This is a genomic window from Microbulbifer regidiadema (SeqCode), assembly GCF_052466995.1.
In genome coordinates this window covers 868921-891606 of record NZ_CP174297.1, presented here as the reverse complement: position 1 = coordinate 891606, position 22686 = coordinate 868921, and the positions used below count along the sequence as shown (strand labels likewise).

Below are 22686 nucleotides of genomic sequence, written 5' to 3'. Positions count from 1 at the left end.
GTATTGCGTGCAAGCGCCCCTTACCTTCTATCGGGAGCCCGCGCTATGACCCAGCCAAAAACATTGATCCTCATCGCTATTACCCTGTTGTTGACGACTGCCGGGGCGGCCTTTTACTGGAAAAAAACCACCGCGCAAGCAGAGGTCGATTTTGTGCAGACGGGCCCCTTCCAAATCGCCGTCTCCGTCGACCCTCAGCAACCACAAGTCGGCGTAAACCAGATTCGGATTGAGGTTCGCAATACTGAGAATAAGCCGGTAACTGGAGCTGAAGTTCGCGCAGTCGCCGAGATGCCCGCCATGGGAGCCATGCCAGCTATGCGTGCTGTAGCGGATATCAGCGAATCCAGCCCCGGTATTTTTATCGGTGAAATAGAGCTTTCAATGGTGGGCTCCTGGCCCATGGTGGTAGACGTAGCGACAGGCCACGATAAACATGTTGATTTGGCCTTTGATATGAGCACCAATCGCAAAGGCCTGCGCCTGAAGTCCGCCCCCGAGGCTTCTGAAACCGCCTACTACACCTGCTCGATGCACCCCTCGGTCAGAGCTGCCGAGGCCGGTAGTTGCCCTATTTGCGGTATGAATCTGCAACCGGTGAGCCACGATGAGCTGCAAAGTGGCAGCATCGTCGTGGATAGCAGCCGGCGCCAGGCCATTGGTATCAAAACCGGTATCGTCGAGCGGCAACCTTTCGCTCTACCCATTCACCTACACGGCCAGGTCACCTACGACGAAACCCGCTTGCGGGATATCAGCCTGCGCTTCGACGGCTGGATTGGTGAGCTGGATGCAGACTTTGAAGGCAAGCAAGTTGAACGCGGCGAAGTCCTGTTCTCCGTATACAGCCCTGAACTGCTCGCAGTTCAAGATGAGTATCTAAAAGCGCGCCGCCGTGGCGATACCCTGGAGAAGGCGGCACGAAGACGCCTGCTCTTGTGGGGCCTATCTGAAGAGCAAATCGATTGGCTGGTTGAACAGCAAAAAGCGCAGGACTATATCCCGATTTTTGCCCCCGCCAGCGGTGTGATTATTGAGAAAAATATCGTTGCGGGCTCAGCATTCGAAAAGGGCGACAACCTCCTGCGTATTGCCGACCTCAGCCAGGTGTGGATTGAAGCCCACGCCTACGAAGATCAGCTGCCGCTAATAGAGAAAGGTATGCCGGCCAAGGTGCGCTTAACCAACGTCTATCACGAGGAAATCCCGGCCACCCTCAGCCAGATTGACCCCTTTCTTAACCACAGCAACCGCAGTGCACGGCTGCGGGTGACTCTCCCCAATACCGATGGTGAACTGCGCCCGGGGCTGTTTGCGGACATTATGTTAAGAGCCAAACTCGGGAACCTTTTGGTAGTGCCAAGGGATTCAGTACTGATTTCCGGCAAGAAGCGTATCGTCTTCCGCGACCTGGGCCAGGGCCGTCTGGAGCCAGTACAGGTACGCACCGGCTACGGTGACAGCGAGCGAATTGTTATTCGTTCTGGCCTCCAGGCCGGCGATAAGATTGTCATCTCTGGAGTATTCCTGATCGCGGCAGAGAGCCGCCTAAAATCGGGGGTGCAGCAGTGGTAAATTCCGAACCCAAAGGGCTGATTGCCCGAATTATTGCGGCCTGTGCCGGTAAGCCGGGGATCACTTTGATCCTTGTGGCGATCGCCGCCCTGGCGGGATACCGGGCGCTAACCAGTGTCCCCCTGGATGCTATTCCGGACCTGTCTGACGCCCAGGTGATTGTGATGACAGACTGGCCGGGGCGAAGCCCTGACCTGGTCGAAGATCAAATCACCTACCCGCTTTCCACCGCAATGTTAGGGCTGCCCAAAGTCAAATATGTGCGGGGCCAGAGCTTTTTTGGTCTCAGCTTTGTCTACGCCATCTTTGAAGACGGCACGGATATTTACTGGGCCCGCTCACGGGTTCTGGAGTACCTCAACCAGGTAGCCGACCAGCTCCCGGAAGGCGTTCAACCAAAGCTTGGCCCAGATGCCACCGGAGTCGGCTGGGTATTCCAGTACGCACTTATTGATCGAAGCGGTAACAACGACCTGCAAGAACTGCGCGCGTTACAGGATTTCAAGTTGCGCTATTGGCTCACTTCTGTCGAGGGCGTTGCCGAAGTCGCCTCCATTGGCGGCTACGAAAAGGAGTACCAGGTCCAAATCGACCCCCATCGCTTGCAGATGTTTAAGGTTCCGCTGGGCAAAGTGGTCGAGGCTATCCGGCGCAGTAACAACGACACCGGAGGGCGGGTACTGGAAATCGCAGGCCACGAACATATGGTGCGGGGTCGCGGCTATATCCGCAGCATTGACGATCTCGAAGAGGTGGTGATCGGGGTCAATGCGGCAAAGATCCCGGTAACTTTGGATCAGGTTGCCGATATTACCCTGGGGCCCGCGATGCAGCGCGGCATTGCCGAACTGGACGGTGAGGGCCAGACCGTAGGTGGCATTGTGGTGATGCGCTACGGTGAAAATGCCCTCAAAGTGATTGAGAGAGTCAAGGAGCGTATCGAGCAAATCCGCGCGGGCTTACCGGAAGGCGTCGAACTGGTAGTAACCTACGATCGCTCACAATTAATTAATAGCGCGATCGACAATCTCAAAAATACCCTGATTGAAGAGATGCTAGTGGTCGCCGCTGTGATCGCTATTTTTCTGCTCCACGCCCGCTCTGCACTGGTGGCAGTAATCACGCTACCGGTCGCCGTCTTATTGGCCTTTATTCCACTGTCCCTACAAGGCCTCACTGCCAATATTATGTCTCTGGGCGGTATTGCCGTAGCCATTGGCGCTATGGTGGATGCGGCTGTGGTGATGGTGGATAACATCCACAAAAAGCTGGCAGCCAGTGGCGATAAAGCGCTGCCTCCAAGCGAGAGAAGAACACTAATCGTTCGGGCGATGCAGGAAGTGGGGCCGAGTATTTTCTTCTCCCTGATTATTATTACGGTTTCCTTCCTGCCGGTATTCGCATTGGAAGCTACCGAGGGCCGCCTATTTAAACCCCTCGCCTACACCAAAACCTACAGCATGGCCTTTGCCGCCCTGCTGGCAATCACCCTGATACCCGCACTCGCTGTGCTATTGATGCGCAGCAAAATTCGCAGCGGGGAAAACCCGATATCCCGCACCTTAATCTATACGTTGCAACCGGTGATTCATTTCTGCGTGCGTCAACGTAAAGTTGTAGCCGCGCTCGCGATAATGGCCCTGGTGTCCGCAGCCTACCCCATCAGCAAATTGGGCGGTGAATTTATGCCGCCGCTCAACGAGGGCAGTATCCTGTATATGCCCACCGCCCTACCCGGCATGTCAGTTACCGAAGCGGGTAAGGTTCTGCAACAAATGGATACGGAGCTAAAGAGCTTTCCCGAAGTGGAACGGGTATTTGGCAAGATTGGCCGCTCCAATAGCGCCACCGATCCGGCACCGCTCTCAATGGTAGAAACAGTCATCACTCTAAAGCCGAAAAGTGAGTGGCGCCCCGGTATGACTTGGGATGAGCTACTGGCGGAAATGGATGAACAACTGCGCTATCCCGGTATGCCCAATATTTGGTGGATGCCCATCCAAACCCGCACCGAGATGCTCGCTACCGGCATTCGCAGCCAACTCGGCATTAAAGTGTTTGGAGATAACCTGGCAGAAATCGAACAGACGGCTTTGGCTATCGAAGAAGCACTGCGCAGTGACCAACGCACCGCAGGGCACACCCGAAGCGTCTTTGCCGAACGCCTAACCGGAGGCTACTTCCTGGACTTTGATATCGATCGCGCGCGGGCCTCCCGCCACGGCTTAAATGTACAGGATATCGAGGATGTGATTGCCGCAGCAGCCGGAGGCCTGGCGGCCACCCAAACCATCGAAGGGCGCGAACGTTACGACGTACTGGTACGCTATGCCCGCGACTACCGGGACACCCCCGAACAGCTGGAGCAAATCCTGGTCCCCGCCTCTGATGGCTCCCAGGTGCCCCTAAACCAGCTGGCCGATTTGGATTTTCGCACCGGCCCCCCGATGATTCGCAATGAAGATGGGCAGTTAGTGGGCTTGGTATTTGTCGACTTGAAGGGCGACGTCGGCGTTGCCGATTATGTTAGCCGCGCAAAACAGGTTGTCGCCGACCAGGTTAATCTGGTTCCAGGCCAGCGAATCGCCTGGGCCGGCCAATACCAATATCTGGAGCGCGCCAAGTCCCGCCTGCAATGGTTAGTACCTCTAACCTTGCTGGCTGTGTGCTTCCTGCTGTATCTGCATCGAGGTAGGCTATCCGACACCCTGTTTGTACTCACCGCCATGCCAATGGCACTGATCGGCGCCTTCTGGCTGTTGTACCTGCTCGACTACAAACTGAGCGTCGCTGTCTGGGTCGGCATGATTGCCATGGCTGGCCTCGCCGCAGAGATGGGCCTACTGATGCTGCACTACTTATCCGCCGCCGGAGGTAAATCGGAGCACCGCAATACTGTAACCGTTGCCCAAGCGGCAGCTGGCCGTATTCGCCCAATGCTAATGACCAGCCTGACACTATTAATTTCATTGATACCCGTGATGGTTTCCGACGGCAGCGGCGCAGACGTGATGAAACGGATTGCAGCCCCGATGGTGGGCGGCACCATAACCACACTATTATTTGTGTTGTTCGTAATGCCCGGAGTGTTTTATCAGTGGAAGGCTCGCGAAGGTAACCAGAGCTGAGATCAGAAAGTGAGGGCACTGGGTATATTTTGCCCGGTGCCTCTTATTAAACAGCACTCCAGGTAAGAGCACCTAGGGCTGGGAAAGCGGATTCATAGGCTTCTCAAGGGTTAACTGTTAAAATTCCAGCCGAAATTTGTATTACCCAGATTGCAAAATTGCAGTGATAACAACGGCTACGAAGGTGAAATCCATTTTGCTAGTCAGTTGTGTGATACGTGTATTTGACATTTAACGACTCCAGGATTCACCTTGACCACACCTTTTACCGATCTGCCCCTAAACCCCGCCCTGCTGAAAAACCTGGCGTCACTCAACTACAAATCCATGACCGAGGTCCAGGCCAAGACGCTCCCGATTATCCTTGAAGGTAAGGACGTTATCGCCCAGGCCAAGACCGGCTCCGGCAAAACCGCAGCCTTCGGTTTGGGGGTGCTGCACCGGCTCAATGTCAGCCGATTTCGAATTCAATCGCTAATTTTGTGTCCGACCCGGGAACTGGCCGATCAGGTTGCCCAGGAGCTGCGCCGACTGGCACGAGCAATTCACAACATAAAGATTTTGACTCTCTGCGGCGGTATGCCCTTTGGCCCACAGATCGGTTCCCTCGCACATGGGGCCCATATCATCGTTGGCACCCCCGGGCGCATAGAGGAACACTTGCGCAAAGGAACCCTGTCCCTTGAGCATGTCGATACGCTGGTCTTTGACGAAGCCGACCGGATGCTCGATATGGGGTTTCAGGACGTTATCGACACCATTCTGGCGCAGGTGCCAGCCGGGCGACAGTCGCTACTATTTAGCGCCACCTATCCCGATGAAATCGAGCAGCTCAGTGCCCGAGTGATGCAAAAACCGGTGATGGTTAAAGTGGATTCCGCCCACAGCGACGAGGTGATCGAACAGCGCTTCTACCGAACCGAGAGTTTCGATGATCGCCTGGAGATGACACGGCGTATTCTTCTAAATGATAAGCCCGTCAACACCCTGATTTTCTGTAACACCAAACGCGAAACCGACGAGGTCGCCGATGACCTGAAGCAGGCAGGTTTCAATGTTCTTGCCCTGCATGGGGATATGGAGCAGCGCCAGCGCAACGAAACGCTGATTCGCTTCGCCAATGGCAGCGCCTCTATTCTGGTGGCCACTGATGTAGCGGCACGCGGGCTGGATATCGACAAGCTGGATGCGGTTATCAACTTTCATATCGCCAAAGACCCCGAGGTTCACACCCACCGTATCGGACGCACTGGCCGTGCCGGTGAGCGCGGTTGTGCTTACTCCTTCTTTGCCGAAAAGGAAGGCCACAAACTGCTGCGTATGGACCTGACTCAGGACCCCCTGTCCGATCCAGACACACCCCCACCGGCCAGCATATTGAGCGAACCCCCGTTCCAGGCACCGATGGCCACCCTTCAGATCGACGGCGGCAAGAAACAGAAAGTCCGCCCCGGCGATATCCTCGGCGCGCTGACCGGCGGCGAGCGCCCGATTAACGGGAAAGATGTTGGCAAGATCAACGTACTGGATATGACCGCCTATGTCGCGATTAAGCGTAATATGGCATCACAAGCACTGAAGAAAATTGAGAACGGGAAGTTGAAAGGACGCAAATTCCGGGTGCGGCGTATTCGAGGATAAGCTGAGTGAGTATCCCCTGGCAACGCCAGGGGATCATCCTTTTTGCGCTATCTTCAGGTTTTATGTTCACCCTGACCGTTATTTTGAGAGCCGACCAGAAATATAAAAAATCGGTTGCGAGTCAGAGGGTTACAGGGTGATATAAGAAATGGGATAGTAGTCAAAGTGATCTTTTCTGCGGTTTGCACGGTCGAAACAAATAAGTTAAACCCAGTAATTTTAAAATAATATTTTGATTTTTTTGGAAAAGTTGATTCTGAGATAGCAATCAGGATAATTGCGGTTAGAATCATTACTGTATAAATGTTATGAATACTCGGCGCCACATGAAACACACTGAATACAATGACAAGTTAAAGGATATAGTTGAGTTCTCAGCTGCTCTTTATAATGATATTCACCTAGAGTTAAAAGATGCTCCTTATGCAACGTTAAATGAGTGCGGCTAGGATTTAAATATGAAGCTAGAGCCATATCAATTTTATGAACATACATTAGCGGGAGTGGAAACCAAGCTAGCCTCTGACAGTAAAGATGGGTCAGTAATCATAGTGAGATTCGAAGATAGATATACCGGGAAGCGCAAGGAAGTAAAATTTTCGGAATGTTCTAATATAATCTTTGAAATGGACTTTGATATATTGCTGGACAATGCTCCAAGTAATACAGCTGGTTCTGGATCAACTGACAATCCAGAGGACCTTATAGCCTTTGTGAAAGAAAATGAAAATAACTGGAGTGTGGTGGATCTTGATGATCCTCATTCTTCAATAAACATGAAAATAGAAAAAGTTAAAAATAAAACTCTCCATCAGATCAGTTTTTTTGGTGGTCGTTTGAGGGTTGTGTGTAGTTTTTATGAGATTAGTGAGTCAAGCATATAAATCGGGTAGCCGGTAGCTTCTAACTACCGGCCCCACACCACCTGTAGTGGTCAAGTATTTTTGGCCACCCTCTTTTGAGTATCGGGTCAGCTTCTTATCAGAACCAGTCGTTTTCGGTGCAAGGTGTGCAGGCTGAATGGGATAAATGTAATAGTTTTTTACTCAAAGAGTGGGGTGAAGAGCCTGGTAGCCATTCACTCCGTAGAATGATCGAGGAAAACCATGCTTAACAAATACAAGCAGGTTACTACGGGCCTTTGGTCCCTTGCGGGACGGCTCATCTTGTACACTTTTTACAAAAAGTGCGCACAAGGTAAGCTGGCACTGTTATGAATCCGTTGAAATTACGAGTACTTAAACGAACTTGCTCAGAGTGTAAGAGAAGGGCTCTGGAAATTCCATTGTTCTCGACAACTTTTATCTGCCGGAACTGTGTATCTATCTTTAAGGTTCGTGGCTAGTTCAAATTTGTGCATATTATTGGAGCGGGCTTCCTATATTTTTTGATACTTCAAGCGGCTCTGACGCTTCTAGAAGATGCAAGATTTAATCTAATTGGCTTTGTAGTGGTGACATTTTTAGTCACTTCAGTTATATTAAAAACCTCGAAAATGTATCTCGCACCCTTGGAGCTAACTGGAGTAAAAAGCAAGGTGCGCGGTAATTCATAACAAGTCAATTCACTTCGCGCCTTCGGCGTCCGACAGCTTACACCGGAGAGCATCATGCAAGGAATTCTTTCAGAAAAGTTGATTCTTACTGAAGCGGCCATACTCGAAAGAGTCAGGCGTAACAAAGATATAAGCCTTTGCTGTCATGTCGATCATGCTAAATTAATCTATAGCAAAACTGGTGCTGAAAGCCTTAAACGAATCTACAGTGAATACATAAACCTTGCAATTGATGCAAAACTCCCTCTTTTGCTTGCAACTCCCACATGGAGGGCCAGCTCAGAGAGAGTTTCTCTAGCCAAGGCGCCTACGTCTATCAATGAAGACGCTGTTAATTTTCTTTCGAATATCTTGCCAAAAGAGGGAAATGTATATGTAGGAGGCCTAGTCGGCTGTAAAAATGACTGCTACAAACCAGAACAAGGCCTAACTTACAAAGAATCTATTTCTTATCATCGTTGGCAAATTGATAAGCTCGGAGCCTCTAATGCTGACTACCTCATGGGAGTAACCCTACCAGCTGTACCAGAGGCACTTGGCATTGCATCTCTAATGTCAAAGCACTCTAAGCCATATTTTATTAGCTTTGTCATTGGCTCAGATGGTCGCCTTTTAGATGGCCATACCATTCAAGAAGCAATTTCACATATTGATCATCAGATTTCGCCTAAACCTTCTGGGTACTTTATTAATTGTTCTCATCCTTCTTTTCTAAACGCTTCAAGTCAATTACCTGGCAGACTAATCGGCATACAAGCCAATGCTTCATCACTAACGCACAATGAACTAGAAAACAGCAAAACAACGCACTCCGACAGCATATCGGAATGGGGTAATCTTATGCTTCACTTAAATCAGAATAGCGGGTTCAATATATTGGGCGGCTGCTGCGGCACTGATGCAAGGCACCTAGAATACATCATAAATAATCACAACTAACAAATTTAGCCTGCGTCTTTCCGCCTACGACTACCCTGGGCAGCCACTCTCTTGGATTGGCTATCATTGCAAACGGCATTAGCTGGGCTGCTGGAATTATGAATAGGGGAAAGGGAGCAACACTGAGACTCACAATTGCCTGATCGCCTCAATTCTAGTGGCCACCGATGTGACAGTTCGCGGTCTGGATATCGCCAAAGGTCCGGAAGTACATACCAACCGGACCGGCCGTGCTATTAAGTGCGGTTGCGCTGCTGAGCAAGCGGCTTCGTGTGAATCTGCCCCACTATCCGCTCCAGATACAACGCCACCGACCAGCAAATTAAGCATCCCCTTTCCAGACACCGATTGCCACCCTACAAATCGATGGTGATAAGAAGCAAAAGGTCCACCCTGAGGATATCGTGGGTGCCCTAAAGGTGGCGATCGTCCGTTAAACGGCACTACTTGGGATCTGATAGCCCTCCCTGGCGGAAAGGAAGGTGCCGAGCGCATGCATAACTCAGCCTCTCTAATAAAGCTCATCCGAGAGCAACTTGAATCGGGCCGCTGGTTAGGAGCGATCTGTACCGCTCCAGTGATAGTTCTTGGCCGGAAAGGGTTAATAACCAATTTTACAGCTACTTACTATAAGACATTTCGTGGCGAACTTGGTCAATATGTAAAGGAAATCAGTGATCAGGGAGTGGTGACCGACCGGAACTTAGTTGCCAGCCAATCACCAGGTACCGCTATAGAGTTTGCTTCTGAACTCGTCACATGCTTATTTGGGAAAGAAAGTTCGCAGACAATTGCGGATACGGTTAATGCTTGCCTTCCCCCCAAATAGTCTCGTTCAATACCTATTTGAATCCTATTCATGAACAGCGGACACACTGCTAAGCGGTGATGTGCTTGTAGCTGGATTTAGCCTGACTTACGCTGAACCTTCAGTCTTCTTTAAAGTCACTAGCATTACACTTACCAAGATTACTGTAGCCCCCCCCCACTGCAACAACGTCAACTCTTCTCCCAACCAAACAACTGCAAACAAAGCGCCAAATAATGGCTCACTTCCCATTAACAGAGAGACCTTAGATGGAGCTAATCTTCTAACTGCATAGTTCTGCACAAAAAAAGCAAATAGCGTACAAAACATTACCAGATAACAAATGATCAACCAAAAATTGACTGAAGCTGGTAGCAAGCTTGTCAAGTTCATTTTATACCTAGCCAACACAACAAATAATGCGCCAAGCCCGACCACTAATGACTGTAATGCAGTTAAACTCAGGGTTGTTATTTTCTTTCCCTCTGTGAAATACTTGGTTGCTGTTACCATTAAAGCCCGCAATAGAGCTGCTGCCAGAATGAGTAGATCACCAAAATTTGAAAACACTGAAAAGGACCCTTCAAGTGTTAATAGCGCAACACCCACAACACTTACTAAAGCAAACCCCAAATAAACAGCACTGACCCTCTTCTTATTAACCCAAGCTTCCACAAAAACAGTGAAGATCGCGGACAAGCTGATAAGCACAGCAGCGTTAGTTGCAGTTGTTTGTGAAACACCAAACACCTCACAACAGAAAATCAATAACAGTATAGTGCCTGTTGGAAGCGCAGCTTTCCAATCACGATTTCGTCCGCTCTTGAAATCTTGTAAAGTTGGCATCAACAGAACCAAAAAAGTCAGCAGAAACCGGATTGCCAAGAACATAAATACACTGGTGAACACGAGTGCACTCTTTGTAAGGCCATAGCTTGTCCCCCAAAACACAGCCACCAACAATAGTGACAGCTCTGTCCAAGGAAAACCTACACGGGCAATCCAAGTTAATCGTGTTGTATTCATAGTTGACTGTCCAGCAAAGTAAATGCGATGACTAATACGTCCCGGTAACCTGAGCCAGAGGTACTAGCCGGCATAACTGAACTTACGTCATGCAATGTTTCAGCATCATTTGCAAGAACAATATCGAAACGGTTTTTAAGCTCAATTGATGCCAACCTCTTGCGTTTATTGTCAGTTAATGTAGTCACTCCCCCTATAGCATTGATACGCTGCAGCATCATTGACGCTATGAATGTAACGCCATCTCTATGCAACCCTTCGGGAGCAGGCAGTCCAAGTTGATTTGGGGTAGTTCGAACGCGGTAAGGATGCAAACGTATATTCCAGTCATTTTTACAGCCTAAGGTTTTATCATAAAGATCGGCCAATAGTAGTAGCGTTCGCTCTAATACTGGTGATTGGACAAAGAATTCTGTAAGTGGATCAAATATTCTTTCTATACCGCCATTTAAGTAATTAATCTCCTTACTCTGCACATATGGCTCATGGGGTAACAACTGTAGGAAACTTGATTTCGCAGCCTTCACAAATTGTCCATATCGACGAAATCGATATTTCCCACCATCTCCCATATACTTATCTACAGTAAGCTCATCCCATTGTTCCGCGAATTTATGCTCCTCTTCTATAGAGCAACCCAACATTGAGCGCATGTAGCCTCCCTCAATCATTGTAAAATGATTATGTTTCAGGGACCTTATATCCTCTTCAAAAATAGAAGCTAACTTTCTTTTTGTAGATTCACTCATTCTTTTATCCTTACGCACTAACGGCGACGTCTACTCTTTGCTCATCAAGCACTAAAGAACGCTGGCTGCGCTCATGCGCAATTTGAGTCTCCCATGCGTCACGATCTTTAAGGTATCGAGGATTATCTGCATAAATCCCGCTCATTAACATTTGACCTTTCGACAAAGAGAAAACTACTGTTCCAGTTATCGCTTCTGCTGTATGGCAAATAAATGCCCGGGCTGCCTGTTGAAGCATACTACCCCACCTACCCTCTACAGCCTCGTTGGTCCAAGCGAGACTCTGGGCCGATTTAGCTCTTAAAACTTCTGTTTCTAAAATAGCAACTTCAAGGTGGCGATAAGCTGCCATTAAAGCGTGTGCAGCTGGAGCCTCGCGAACTTCCAACACTTTTTCGTCATATTCAAGGTGATCAAAGCCTATGTAGCGTCCAATCTGGTAGCTTCCAACATGCTGATTTAAGAACATTATCATTTTCAGTAGGCTCATAGTTTCACCATTTACTTTTATCGGCACTCCTCGACGAAAAGTTATTGATAACCGATGATTTTGATCAGTCAGCTGTTGCTCCGGGTTCCACAGTGACCAATGGAATAGTGATTCACACAAATTAAAATCTTCAGGGTTATCTAAAATACCGGATTCAAATTCGCGACACCACAAATTCGAATCGCCACTTACATTTCTACCTTTAAATTCAAACAGCCCGGAAATGGATAATCCGGCAATTTTTTTATCGCGGGAAATGGCCGAATATTCATATGGAGACCCGTAGTAACCATTAAACCCACTTCGCTCTAACGCCCCATTAAGTCGCCGTAAACTATTCTGTGATTGGTTTGCTGTATGCACGATAGCGTCACACTGAAGGCGCTCGGCTACCAAAACAGCATGCTTCACTATAACTGGACGTGATAATGAAGAGCTTACAGGGTAATCACCCATATAGAGGGCTTGCGCTTGTACTGCTGTAAAAATGGAATGGTCAATAAATGACTGACGTCCATCTTCAATAATCAAATCAATACCGTAATGATCAGCAATATGGTTTAGAAATGAGACATCAATGCCATCCCCCATATCAATTGCCAACGCAGTGACCTTAACATCCATATCTTTGAGAATTTCTAAAATGTACGTGCTATCCAGACCACCACTAAACAGTGTTAAGATGTGGCCTACTTCTCCCGATAGCTGCTTGACATCCTCAATACTTCTAATTTTCTTCACGTGTAAATTCCCTGTACACAAATGATTACTGACAACAAATTGACATGGCGCATCATAGCTTGTATTTTCCCCGGCACAATCCACTCCAAACGCAAAGGATTGTTGCGTTATGAACAATAATGATCTAATACCACTATTGCCGGAAATGGCTGTATTCGTCACGGTGGCAGATGAAGAGAGCTTCTCTCAAGCCGGAATAAAGCTAGGAATGGCTGCATCATCGGTTAGTCGATCCATAAATCGACTAGAAAGGAGGCTGCAAACAAAGCTGCTTGAACGAACCACCAGGAAGGTAAAACTAAGTACCGTTGGGGCAGATGTGTACGTGCAGTGCAAGGAAATGCTTGATTCTGCACGGACAGCCGTACATGCTGCTCAAAGCATGTTAAATACTGCAACAGGTGTGATTCGGATTGCCGCACCTAAAGCATTTTCAAAGCAAGTGCTCTCCCCAATTATCCTGGAGTTTTTAGACTCCTATCCAGGAATATCCGTAAAGCTCCGAATTGCAGACCATTTTATCGACCCAATCGGAGAAGAAATTGATGTGATATTTAGGTTGACCGATCAACCACTGGAGGGACTAATATCAAAAACGCTAACGCGCGCTAATTTGATCATATGTGCAAGCCAGAAATATCTGGAAGACCACGGCCATCCAACTCATCCAAAAGAATTAATCTCCCATCAATGCATATCACTCGGAGAGCAAGTTGATGACGCTAAATGGCGATTCACAAAATCCAACCAGAAAATCTTAGTAAATACTCAAAGCCGTTTTGCAGTAAATCATACAGAAATTCGAAAAGCTGCGGTTTTACGAGACATGGGCATCAGCACTTTCCCAGATTTTACCGTTCAATCTGAAATAGAGTCAGGCGAGTTAATCCAGATACTGCCAGATTGGCATATTTCTGGAAATTATCAGGGGAACGTGATTCTACAGTACGCTCAGACAAGCTTTATGCCAGTTCCAATTCGAAAGTTTATTGACTTTGTGCAATTACATTTTCAGCAGCGCGAGAATTCCAGTACCACGGCTTAACTTCTATTTCGACCCAAAAAAGGCGAGCAGAACCATCAAGATAGTGTATAACTTGATACAGTCGGCGCAATACTCTGAATACAACCCAGATAATTTGATAGAGCCACGAGACTTTTAGTTGGCTAAAATTTGAAATCTCTCCTACATCAAATAGAACCTTGTGAAAGTTTATCTCACCAAACGTGATGAAGTTTTAGAAAGATTTTCCACCATTTAGCAGCAGATTAACTAAAATAAATTCCCCCAAAAGCTCCGCACCCTAAAAACCTTTACATTAATAACTTGTGGCATTTCTGCCTAAACTGGCTCGGACTCATACCAACATGAAATTTAAATACTCGCCGGAAAACCGCATCATCCGTATAGCCTAATATTTGGGCAACGCCGGAAATTTTTTGCCCCGACTGTAATAACAGGCTCTTTGCATACTCCATTCGTACACTATCGATAAACTGTTTAGGAGCATAACCCGTCAACTGCTTTAGGCGCCGGTGTAATGTTCGCTCTGAAACCGACAGCTCTGCCGCCAATTGTTGACTATTTAACTGTTGGCCAAAATACTGCCGAACCACATTTTCAGCATCGACTAAAAACTGTTCTTTGGATACCTGATAGCCTTTTGGTACATGTAAAGTTTGCGAGCGCGGGTGGGAGTCCACAACGGCGAGATCAGCAACTTTGGTTGCAACTTCATCACCGGCTAGCATCTTGATCACTTGCAGAGTCACATCTACCCAAGATAAAGGGCCTCCCGCTGTTACAATTTTATGATCCACCAGTAATCCACTGGCCCATAGCGGGCAGGCATTGCTAAAGCGAGATTTCAGCTCATTGTGCAACCACCATGTCGTCGTGCATTGCCGTCCATTTAACAAACCCGCCTCACCTAGTGCCAAGACACCACTACAAGAACCTGCGATGATCGCTCCCTGCCTATACTGTGTTCGCAACCATTCGTGTGTCGATTTATCCAGCAACTGTTCAGGGGGTACACCAAATTGATTGGGCATAAACCCGGGGATTATCACTGCTTCACAACTGGGTAACTGAGATAGCCCATGGTTTACCACAAAGCGCCTGCCCTGCCCATCTGTGATGTCAGAGCCATCAGCGCTGGCAACTACGATTTCAGGGGACCAGGGTTGCTTATAGGCGGGGGCCAGGGAGTGTTGGCTTTCAGATAAGCGAAGGCTGCCCAGGGCAAACATATCCTGAACGCCAGCCAAAGCCGATGGCAAAACCCCAGGCATAGACAAGATAACGATTTGAGCCATAAATCCTCAAAGTGGCGAATTCTGTCTGATCATTGTCTTTTTGGACACTGATGGTCAAGCCTATGCTTCCCCCAGGATACCCTTCATCAAACAACGTGAGAGAAAACAATGACTGAAGCTAAGCTGGCCATCGTGGCTCTGATTGATGCCAAAGCGGACAAAGCCGATGAGGTAAAAGCACTACTTACCTCAGCCCTTCCATTAGCTGTAGAGGAGCAAGGAACCCTCAGCTGGTATGCCGTACAAATCAACGCTACGCGCTTCGCGATTTTTGACACGTTTGGCGATGAAGACGGCCTGACTGCGCATTTAAACGGCAAGATCGCGGCAGCACTGCTTGGCAAAGCCGATGAGCTGCTCGCCTCAGAACCCCAGATTATGACTGCGGACATCCTCGCATCCAAGGTCTAACGAAGCCTTAAAAACCAGGAGCCGGCTTTGAATACCCCTATCGTCTTTATTCAGGGGACCAACGCCAGCCCCTAGGCAATGGAAAAACTTCACCGGCACCTAAAAGAGTGATTGCCGTTGCCACAGCCCTAGCCATCTTCACCGCAAACCTATTTGAACCGACTACCCCTTAGATAGTGTTATTGCGCAGAAACGGGCAGCCGTACAACTCCCGCCTCTTACCCTGGAGTTCGCACCACCATCAGCCGCTCCTCGGTCATATCTGCAATCGCCCAGCGCACCCCCTCCCGACCAAGGCCGGAGTCCTTAACACCGCCATAGGGCATATTATCCACCCGCCAGCTGGGAACATCGCCAATAACCACGCCGCCGACCTCCAAGGTATCCCAAGCTTGCTGGGCTCTGTAAAGATCGCGGGTAAATATGCCTGCCTGGAGACCAAAAGCGCTATCATTCACCTTTTCCAAAACATCATCAAAACTGTCGAAAGACTCTAAGATAGCAACAGGACCAAAGGCTTCCTGTTGCACAATGGCGCAATCGTGAGGCACATTTTCCAATAGCGTTGGATCGAGCATGGCGCCATCCCGCGAGCCTCCACACAGCAGGGTTCCTCCAGCCTGAATCCCCTCCTCCACCCAATTGTGCAAACGGGTGGCCTCTCCCTCGGAAATCATCGGACCGATAAAAGTATCTTCCAGGCGGGGATCACCCTTCTTCAACTTTTTGGTCCGCGCCACTAAGCGGCACTTTAAATCCTCATATAGGCTACAGTGGCCATAGATTCTCTGCACACCGATACAGCTCTGACCAGACTGGTAGAAGGCGCCAAAAATCAGGCGCTCTACGGCATCATCGAGATCGGTATCTCGGTCAATAATACAGGCCGCATTCCCGCCCAATTCCAAAATGACTTTTTTACGCCCTGCCCTAGCTTTTAGATCCCAACCGACAGAGGGAGAACCGGTAAAACTGAGTAGCTTGAATCGATCGTCCAGTGTAAACAGATCTGCCCCCACACGATGACATGGCAACACCGAAAATGCCCCTTTGGGCAACCGCGTTTCCGCCAGTACTTCGGCAATGATCAATGCTCCTATCGGTGTCCGGCTTGCCGGCTTAAGCACAAAGGGGCATCCAGCGGCGATAGCCGGTGCCACCTTGTGAGCGGCGAGGTTCAAAGGAAAGTTAAACGGCGATATAAATGAGCAGGCTCCAACCGGTACCCGCCGGATATAGCCGCGATAGCCCCGGGAGCGCTTGGAGATTTCAAGGTTGATAATTTCACCATTGATACGCACGGCCTCTTCAGCGGCCACTTGGAATGTGTCGATTAAGCGCAGCACTTCACCCCGTGAGTCGTGAATGGGTTTGCCCGCTTCAATACACAGCGCCTCAGCCAACTCTTCAAACCTTTCACGAAAGCGTACTACGCAGTGCTGTAACACTTCCTGACGAACATAAGCTGGCAAATTTGCCATAGGTTTCTCAGCCAGTAGCGCCCAATCAATCGCGCTATCGATAACTGTTGCATCAGCCATTGCGACCCGGGCAGCCACCCTGCCCGAGTACTTGTCGGTGACTTCCAAATCAGTATTGGCATGTACAGCTTCATTAGCCAGGTAGTAAGGGTAAGTTTCTTGCAGCACAGAAATATCCTTTTATTTGATGGCTGGGACTAGCGAGAATGCCCTGACGCCAGATACTGCTTTGCATCTATCATCGGGTATAGATAACTCGCAGACATATATCAACTGTGCATTCACTGGCGTATTAGGAACGCCTGTGAGTAATACCGAAAGATCTCTACAAGCCTTGAAGGCTACAGGTGTCGCGACTGGCCTTAGCCCTATCGACAGAGGATGACTCCCCTGGCCGCAGTAGTCAGGGAAAACGAAGAAGGGGGAGGTTTAGGGAGCTTTGTGAAGCCGGGGGCTAGAGCCCCGCGACTTCTTATACCGAGCGAAACTGATTACTTCTCAGTCAACCACATGCCGACGGGCTCATAGTTAAACGTCTTATAAACGGTCTTTTCAGTATCTGGGTTATCACTTTTCTTATCGATGTTGTATACGGTCCAGTTCAATTCATCGACATTGAACTCAATCACAGCATACCCATAGATATTGCTAACAAAATCTTTGATATGCGGGTTGTTGACCTGAACCCCACCGTTTAGCAATGACGTAAAGACACTGCCAACATCAATACCTTTCTCAATCGTATCGTTCATATTGGGAGAAGATATAGATGGTGTCATCAGCTCAACACCAACCAGGTTATCGTAGTTCCAGTTGCTAATTTTGCTGAAATCCACCTTCAGGTACGAGGCGATACTGGAGTGCAGGTCCCCTGTCAGCACCACAAAGTTATCGACATTGCTGTCTTTAACCGATGATAGGATTTTTTCCCGCTCCCACTGATAGCCATCCCAGGCATCGTAGTTGGCGTACACAAGTGAGCGCCCCAAAATAGTCCCAGCCAGTTGCGCCAGCAGAGTTTGGTTGCCCCACACTTTCCAGCGGGCATTAGAGTTTACAATCCCATCGATCAACCAATCGCGCTGGGTCGTGCCCAACATCGTCTGGCTACTTTTTTCGTAATCGGTGCACCAGTAATTTTCCCAGCTAGTTCCGTCTGTACACGGCTCCTGGGTTCTATAGGTACGGCTGTCAGTCATATAGAGATCGACCAAGTCCCCGAACTGGAATGACCGGTATATCTGCAAGTAGTCAAAAGCGTGGCTTGCAGATTCATCAACTTTTACCCGCGCAGGCACGTATTCAATCCAGGCTTGCTGAGCATCGCGACGCAACTGGCGCAACTGGTCAGGGTCATTATCGCCAGTCTGATAGGGGTGTGACGGCACACCCAGGGTATCCCGGTCATAATCCCAATAGGCATTGTCAGCAGTTTCATGATCATCCCAGGTGATGATAAATGAGTGCATCTCCATTGCCCGTTGCAGGTTCTTATCCTTGCGATACTCCTTATAGATATGGCGATAATCTTCAAGATCCATCGCAACCGAGCCACCAGAAGGCAAGGATAATGGATGTACTACAGAGCTTTCAAAACCTTCATACTCGGCATATTCATAAATGAAATCCCCCAAGTGCAGTACACAATGTACATCTTCATCCGCTATATGGTTGTAGGCGTTGTAGTAACCTGTGGTGTAATCCTGACAGGTAACCACCGCCATCTTGATATTCTCCAAGCTACCGCTGGGAAGTGTATGGCAGCGGCCAGTACGACTGCTCAAACTACCGTATTTGAATCGATAGTAGTAACGCTGATCAGAAGATAGATAACCCTCTAGATCAATATTAACGGTGTAATCCCGGTCTGCCGTGATATCACTGGCATTGACCTCCGCACTGAGGATTGTCTGAGTGAATTCCTCATCCAACGCAACATCCACATACAGGGTCTGCCCGGCTACATAGGAATCGGGGTTGATATGCGTCCACAGAACCACGCCTGTTTGGCTGGGATCACCCGAGGCCACAGACAAATCAAAAACAGTACCATCATTATCGATTTGGTCGGCAGATATGCTACTCCCCAAGACAAACCGAGCATAGGTTTCACTATCCGTATTAGCGAGTGAGCGGACGGTAAAGGGGGTTAGAAGTGCAACACCCATAGCCTGGACAAACGTGCGGCGGGAGATGGTCATAAATCAACTTCCTATTATTGTACGTATGAAGAATCGGAAAGGAAGCGGATTCTATAGAAAAACGTACCAATAAAGAAGTTTGACTTTTATATTTGCAGCGATTTAGATGCTAAATAGCTTGAAAGGCATTAACAGATAAAATTAACCTAAAAATAAATTTATCACTTCGAGCCAGAGCTTGACTAATGGAAAGTTAGCTGAAATCTATAATCATTTCTGCATCCAGGCAAGTAAAACATGCTGAAAAAACCGTTTTCCGGGAGACCCTTTAATTATCAGTATCACTTCACAATGCGTTCAATCAAAATTTCATTTCTTACCTTCCCTTAAAGCGACACATCCAGAATAACCCTCGACTTGAAAACGGACAACTGATAACTGATAACTGATAACTGATCCTACCCAGCAGAAGCAGGCCTTCCATTTTTAATGCAGGCACAATAGTGCTAATTAATCAAGAGGGTGTCGAAACACCCTCAATGAATAGTAAGCTGCAAGATATGCCCTGAAATTATATGCAGACCTATCAACTACTACTCACCAAGCCTGGGTTACGTGACCCTCATACGAAAATAGTGTAAAATTCCATCCGCACGATTACTTAAGGAAGAGTAAAATTGAAGTATTCTCTTCACCCCAAACTAGTTGTTTCACTTTTAGCTATCACACTATTCATTTTAATCCTTAGATTATATTTAGCCCTAGAGCTTTGGAGCGAAGGAAACAGCTCTGGTTTAGAATCATATCCTTTCATGGTTATATTCCCCTCGACACTAATCCTTGCTTTAGCATTAATGAGCAAAGCCAAAACCAAAGAAGGTTTGCTCATGCGTCTTGGCTGTATGATTCAACTGCTACTTATTATCTCTATCCCTCCCCTATCTCTACACTTACTTCTCGGATTTCCAGTTGTTTTCCTGGTTGTAGAGCTATTCAAAACTAAAGTACCCACCAATATTTCCGCCTCCATCGAAAAAGCGCTCATAAAATGATCGATATAGAAGTTCACGGTGATTTACTCATTTTACTTAGGGCGAACCTATTTTTGCTACCGCTACTATGTACATTCTACTTTTTCTGGAGGCGTAAAAGTGAAAACCGCATACTCGTAGGCAGTTTATTTTCATTTCTATACAGCCTTGCCTTACTGCTACCCGCGCACACGCTAGCGATTAGATTGGGGATGTGGAGTTACGGAAGCGAAACTCTAAAACTACTGGGAATGCCTGCCGACCTATGGTTTGCCGGATCTTTTCTATTTGGACCAGCAACCTTTTTAGCATTCCCCAAAGTAAACCCCTGGTTTTTTACCGCTATTTTTATATCGCTGCAAGTACTGCTACTCAAATCCCTCAATCCTTTAGTTATTGCCGGCGACTATTGGATACTAGGCGTAATATTGGTTTTCCTCTTCGTACACACCCCGGCAATGTACCTGGCAAGGTGGACCAGTTCCGATATCAACCTAGCACAAAGAGCTATATTGTTGGCTTTTGCATACGGTTCCTTAGCCTTTTTTATAGTACCGACACTAATTATGCATGCAATGGGTGGAAGCTGGGGGCTGGATTACTGGCCAACAGCAAAAATAATAGCTATGGCTTCCTTGCTTCTTCCATGTATCATTTTGGGATTAAGTGCCGTGCATATGTTTGTTGTTTATGGTGAGGGAACACCAATTCCACTGGATAGAACAAAGCACCTTGTCACTAGCGGCCTGTACTCATATATTACAAACCCGATGCAACTCTGCACGGCGGCATCCTGGGTAGTTATTGGAATTTTTCTACAGAATGTTTTTATAGCATTAGCGGCAGGCATGGCTGTAGTTTTTGTAATGGGTTTAGTACGATGGCACCACAGGAATGACCTACTAGTTCGCTTCCCTGATGGGTGGCCAGAATACAAGAGCAATGTTCCAGAGTGGCTACCGAGGTGGAAACCCTGGTTTAAGGGTAAGTCAAAACTATACTGGGATACTGAATGCCCTTGGCACTCTACATATATAGGGTGGCTCAAAAAGAGAAAGCCTATAGGGATCAGCCTTATTGAACATAGACATGCAGGCGCCCTATACCAGGATTCAAGAAGTGGATTAAGTTTCAACTCAGCAGAAGCATTTATATATCCATTATTCCATATAAATTTTATATATGCGCTACTAGCCTCGGGCTTGTTACTTCTTTTACTGCCACTCAACGCCCTATATCAATCCCCAAGCAATACTGAGAGTTATGCAGAAAATGACCCCTCTTGATATACGAAACACGCACCCCAGCTCTCTTTTTCTTGGCATTGACACCCTTTACCATATCAAAAACAATGCTCTTACCTATTATCAGAACCTGCAACTCAGCTACGGTGATGCCGTAAGGATTCGGCTAGGCCCATATCGCTGCTGGTTTATATTTCATCCCAGCCACATAGAGAGTGTATTAGCCACAAAAGCAAACTCATTTATTCGTTTTGAAAAAATCATGAATATCCTAAAACAATGGAATGGCAATAGTCTATTGATTGCCGAAGGGAAATCATGGAAGAACCGAAGGCGAAAAGTACTACCCTCATTTGCCCAGCAAAGAATCCCTAACTATGCCGAAGTTGTTTGTAATCTTGCTCAGGAATTCACCCAAAGCCTAATCTCTAAAGTCGATACAGAAGGAAGCCATAAGTGCCTTATTGATAATGAAATGGCCAATTTTTCCTTGGCTATTGCTTGCAAGACACTTTTTGGTAAAAGTTTAGGCGCAACCTCCCAGCCCATCAGTGAAGCCGTAAACTGCTTATCCGAAATCGCCTACAGAGAGACAACCTCTCCCTTCACAATACCCAATTTCATTCCCACTCCGGCAAATCGCCGAAAGAAAAAAGTGATTGAAATTATGGCGAACTTTATTCAAAAAATTGTTTCAGACCGGATAGAGCAAAGGTCCAGTGAAGAACCAGACTTACTATCAACCCTGATAAGACATCACGACAACAACTCAACGGCTATTGAGGAAGATGTTATTTCTTTATTAATTGCAGGACATGAAACAAGCGGAGCGACACTCTCATGGCTTTTCATACTGCTAGCCAAGCATCCAGAAATACAGCATAAAGTTCACAATGAACTGGACCGTGCAGTGGGAAGCTCTCAAGTCAGCTATCAGGATCTGAAAAACCTGCCCTATTTAAATGCTGCAATTAAAGAGACTCTACGCCTCCACCCTGCGGCCTATGCCTTGTTTTGCAGACAGGCGACAGAAGATGTCGATATTGGTGAAGCTTTGATCAAAAAGGGGGACTTAGTACAAATCTTACCCTATGTAACCCAAAGAGATAGCCGCTGATTTAAAGATGCCAACCAATTTTGTCCAGAGAGATTCCTTGGCGGCGAATCATGGCCAAAGTATGCCTATTTCCCTTTTGGGGCCGGGCCGCGCATATGTATTGGGCAATCATTTGGCATGATGGAAGTTGCACTGACAGCTGCAATGGTATTACAAAAACTATCCCTATCGACAACAGCGGGGTCATTTGAGGAAACTGCTCGATTTTCACTAAGGCCCCACCAAGATATTAGCCTTCTATTCTCTAATCGTATTTAAACAAAGCCCGCAGGGAAGCAGACTTCTCTGAC

General features: G+C 47.7%; 16 protein-coding genes and 1 pseudogene. 11 read left to right on the top strand and 6 right to left on the bottom strand.

The genetic code is table 11. The features are described 5' to 3' along the window. Positions 1-45: 45 nt before the first annotated feature. The 6 genes from ACJJIK_RS03755 (at position 46) to ACJJIK_RS03730 (ending at position 9667) form a co-directional block, all read left to right on the top strand. Entirely contained in the window at positions 46-1575 is a 1530-nt protein-coding gene (locus ACJJIK_RS03755) for an efflux RND transporter periplasmic adaptor subunit (RefSeq protein WP_444944253.1), read from the top strand. Next, entirely contained in the window at positions 1569-4703 is a 3135-nt protein-coding gene (locus tag ACJJIK_RS03750; RefSeq protein ID WP_444944252.1) for an efflux RND transporter permease subunit, read from the top strand. Before ACJJIK_RS03755 ends, ACJJIK_RS03750 begins: the two co-directional genes overlap by 7 nt. Positions 4704-4955: 252 nt before the next feature. Beyond that, complete coding sequence (dbpA, locus tag ACJJIK_RS03745) at positions 4956-6344, top strand: ATP-dependent RNA helicase DbpA (RefSeq protein ID WP_444931100.1); 1389 nt, start codon at positions 4956-4958, stop codon at positions 6342-6344. A gap of 458 nt (positions 6345-6802) precedes the next feature. Further along, entirely contained in the window at positions 6803-7228 is a 426-nt protein-coding gene (locus ACJJIK_RS03740) for a hypothetical protein (protein WP_444931101.1), read from the top strand. A 725-nt stretch (positions 7229-7953) separates the two neighbouring features. After that, entirely contained in the window at positions 7954-8838 is an 885-nt protein-coding gene (locus tag ACJJIK_RS03735) for a homocysteine S-methyltransferase family protein (protein WP_444944251.1), read from the top strand. A gap of 454 nt (positions 8839-9292) precedes the next feature. After that, positions 9293-9667 (top strand): DJ-1/PfpI family protein, encoded by a 375-nt coding sequence (locus ACJJIK_RS03730; RefSeq protein ID WP_444945034.1) that lies wholly within the window; start codon positions 9293-9295, stop codon positions 9665-9667. An 87-nt stretch (positions 9668-9754) separates the two neighbouring features. Here ACJJIK_RS03730 and ACJJIK_RS03725 read toward each other — a convergent pair whose 3' ends face one another. The 3 genes from ACJJIK_RS03725 to ACJJIK_RS03715 are packed head-to-tail and all read right to left on the bottom strand — an operon-like array spanning position 9755 to position 12652. Next, on the bottom strand, positions 9755-10672 hold the full coding sequence (locus ACJJIK_RS03725; RefSeq protein WP_444944250.1) for a DMT family transporter: 918 nt from the start codon (positions 10670-10672) through the stop codon (positions 9755-9757). Next, a complete protein-coding gene (locus ACJJIK_RS03720; protein ID WP_444944249.1) occupies positions 10669-11421 on the bottom strand; it encodes a 2OG-Fe dioxygenase family protein in 753 nt (250 codons plus the stop codon). The genes ACJJIK_RS03725 and ACJJIK_RS03720 overlap by 4 nt, the downstream gene beginning before the upstream one ends. 10 nt (positions 11422-11431) lie before the next feature. Continuing rightward, positions 11432-12652, bottom strand: coding sequence for an argininosuccinate synthase-related protein (locus ACJJIK_RS03715; RefSeq protein ID WP_444944248.1), 1221 nt, complete (start codon positions 12650-12652; stop codon positions 11432-11434). A 109-nt stretch (positions 12653-12761) separates the two neighbouring features. On the opposite strand from ACJJIK_RS03715, the gene ACJJIK_RS03710 reads away from it, so the two are divergent. Beyond that, complete coding sequence (locus ACJJIK_RS03710; RefSeq protein WP_444944247.1) at positions 12762-13697, top strand: LysR family transcriptional regulator; 936 nt, start codon at positions 12762-12764, stop codon at positions 13695-13697. A 269-nt stretch (positions 13698-13966) separates the two neighbouring features. Here the strand turns inward: ACJJIK_RS03710 and ACJJIK_RS03705 are convergent, their stop codons facing one another. Beyond that, complete coding sequence (locus ACJJIK_RS03705) at positions 13967-14971, bottom strand: GlxA family transcriptional regulator (protein WP_444944246.1); 1005 nt, start codon at positions 14969-14971, stop codon at positions 13967-13969. A 108-nt stretch (positions 14972-15079) separates the two neighbouring features. On the opposite strand from ACJJIK_RS03705, the gene ACJJIK_RS03700 reads away from it, so the two are divergent. Further along, positions 15080-15382 (top strand): putative quinol monooxygenase, encoded by a 303-nt coding sequence (locus ACJJIK_RS03700; RefSeq protein ID WP_444931108.1) that lies wholly within the window; start codon positions 15080-15082, stop codon positions 15380-15382. 218 nt (positions 15383-15600) lie between these two features. On the opposite strand, the gene ACJJIK_RS03695 is transcribed toward ACJJIK_RS03700, so the two are convergent. Together ACJJIK_RS03695 and ACJJIK_RS03690 are read right to left on the bottom strand one after the other, a co-directional pair. Further along, positions 15601-17031: an aldehyde dehydrogenase family protein gene (locus tag ACJJIK_RS03695; protein WP_444944245.1), complete on the bottom strand. Its 1431-nt coding sequence runs from the start codon at positions 17029-17031 to the stop codon at positions 15601-15603. A 323-nt stretch (positions 17032-17354) separates the two neighbouring features. Further along, a complete protein-coding gene (locus ACJJIK_RS03690) occupies positions 17355-19064 on the bottom strand; it encodes an alkaline phosphatase D family protein (protein ID WP_444944244.1) in 1710 nt (569 codons plus the stop codon). Positions 19065-19681: 617 nt separating this feature from the next. On the opposite strand from ACJJIK_RS03690, the gene ACJJIK_RS03685 reads away from it, so the two are divergent. From ACJJIK_RS03685 to ACJJIK_RS03675, 3 genes and pseudogenes are all read left to right on the top strand, one after another. Next, a complete protein-coding gene (locus ACJJIK_RS03685; protein WP_444944243.1) occupies positions 19682-20056 on the top strand; it encodes a hypothetical protein in 375 nt (124 codons plus the stop codon). Next, a complete protein-coding gene (locus ACJJIK_RS03680; protein ID WP_444944242.1) occupies positions 20053-21321 on the top strand; it encodes a methyltransferase family protein in 1269 nt (422 codons plus the stop codon). Before ACJJIK_RS03685 ends, ACJJIK_RS03680 begins: the two co-directional genes overlap by 4 nt. Beyond that, positions 21299-22654: pseudogene (locus ACJJIK_RS03675) on the top strand (cytochrome P450). Before ACJJIK_RS03680 ends, ACJJIK_RS03675 begins: the two are co-directional and overlap by 23 nt. Positions 22655-22686 lie beyond the last annotated feature (32 nt).

Bases quoted from the DNA above. Each gene is read 5' to 3' on its own strand.
- ACJJIK_RS03755 (WP_444944253.1), top strand. From the start codon at position 46: ATGACCCAGCCAAAAACATTGATCCTCATCGCTATTACCCTGTTGTTG.
- ACJJIK_RS03740 (WP_444931101.1), top strand. From the start codon at position 6,803: ATGAAGCTAGAGCCATATCAATTTTATGAACATACATTAGCGGGAGTG.
- ACJJIK_RS03735 (WP_444944251.1), top strand. From the start codon at position 7,954: ATGCAAGGAATTCTTTCAGAAAAGTTGATTCTTACTGAAGCGGCCATA.
- ACJJIK_RS03725 (WP_444944250.1), bottom strand. From the start codon at position 10,672: ATGAATACAACACGATTAACTTGGATTGCCCGTGTAGGTTTTCCTTGG.
- ACJJIK_RS03720 (WP_444944249.1), bottom strand. From the start codon at position 11,421: ATGAGTGAATCTACAAAAAGAAAGTTAGCTTCTATTTTTGAAGAGGAT.
- ACJJIK_RS03710 (WP_444944247.1), top strand. From the start codon at position 12,762: ATGAACAATAATGATCTAATACCACTATTGCCGGAAATGGCTGTATTC.
- ACJJIK_RS03705 (WP_444944246.1), bottom strand. From the start codon at position 14,971: ATGGCTCAAATCGTTATCTTGTCTATGCCTGGGGTTTTGCCATCGGCT.
- ACJJIK_RS03700 (WP_444931108.1), top strand. From the start codon at position 15,080: ATGACTGAAGCTAAGCTGGCCATCGTGGCTCTGATTGATGCCAAAGCG.
- ACJJIK_RS03690 (WP_444944244.1), bottom strand. From the start codon at position 19,064: ATGACCATCTCCCGCCGCACGTTTGTCCAGGCTATGGGTGTTGCACTT.
- ACJJIK_RS03680 (WP_444944242.1), top strand. From the start codon at position 20,053: ATGATCGATATAGAAGTTCACGGTGATTTACTCATTTTACTTAGGGCG.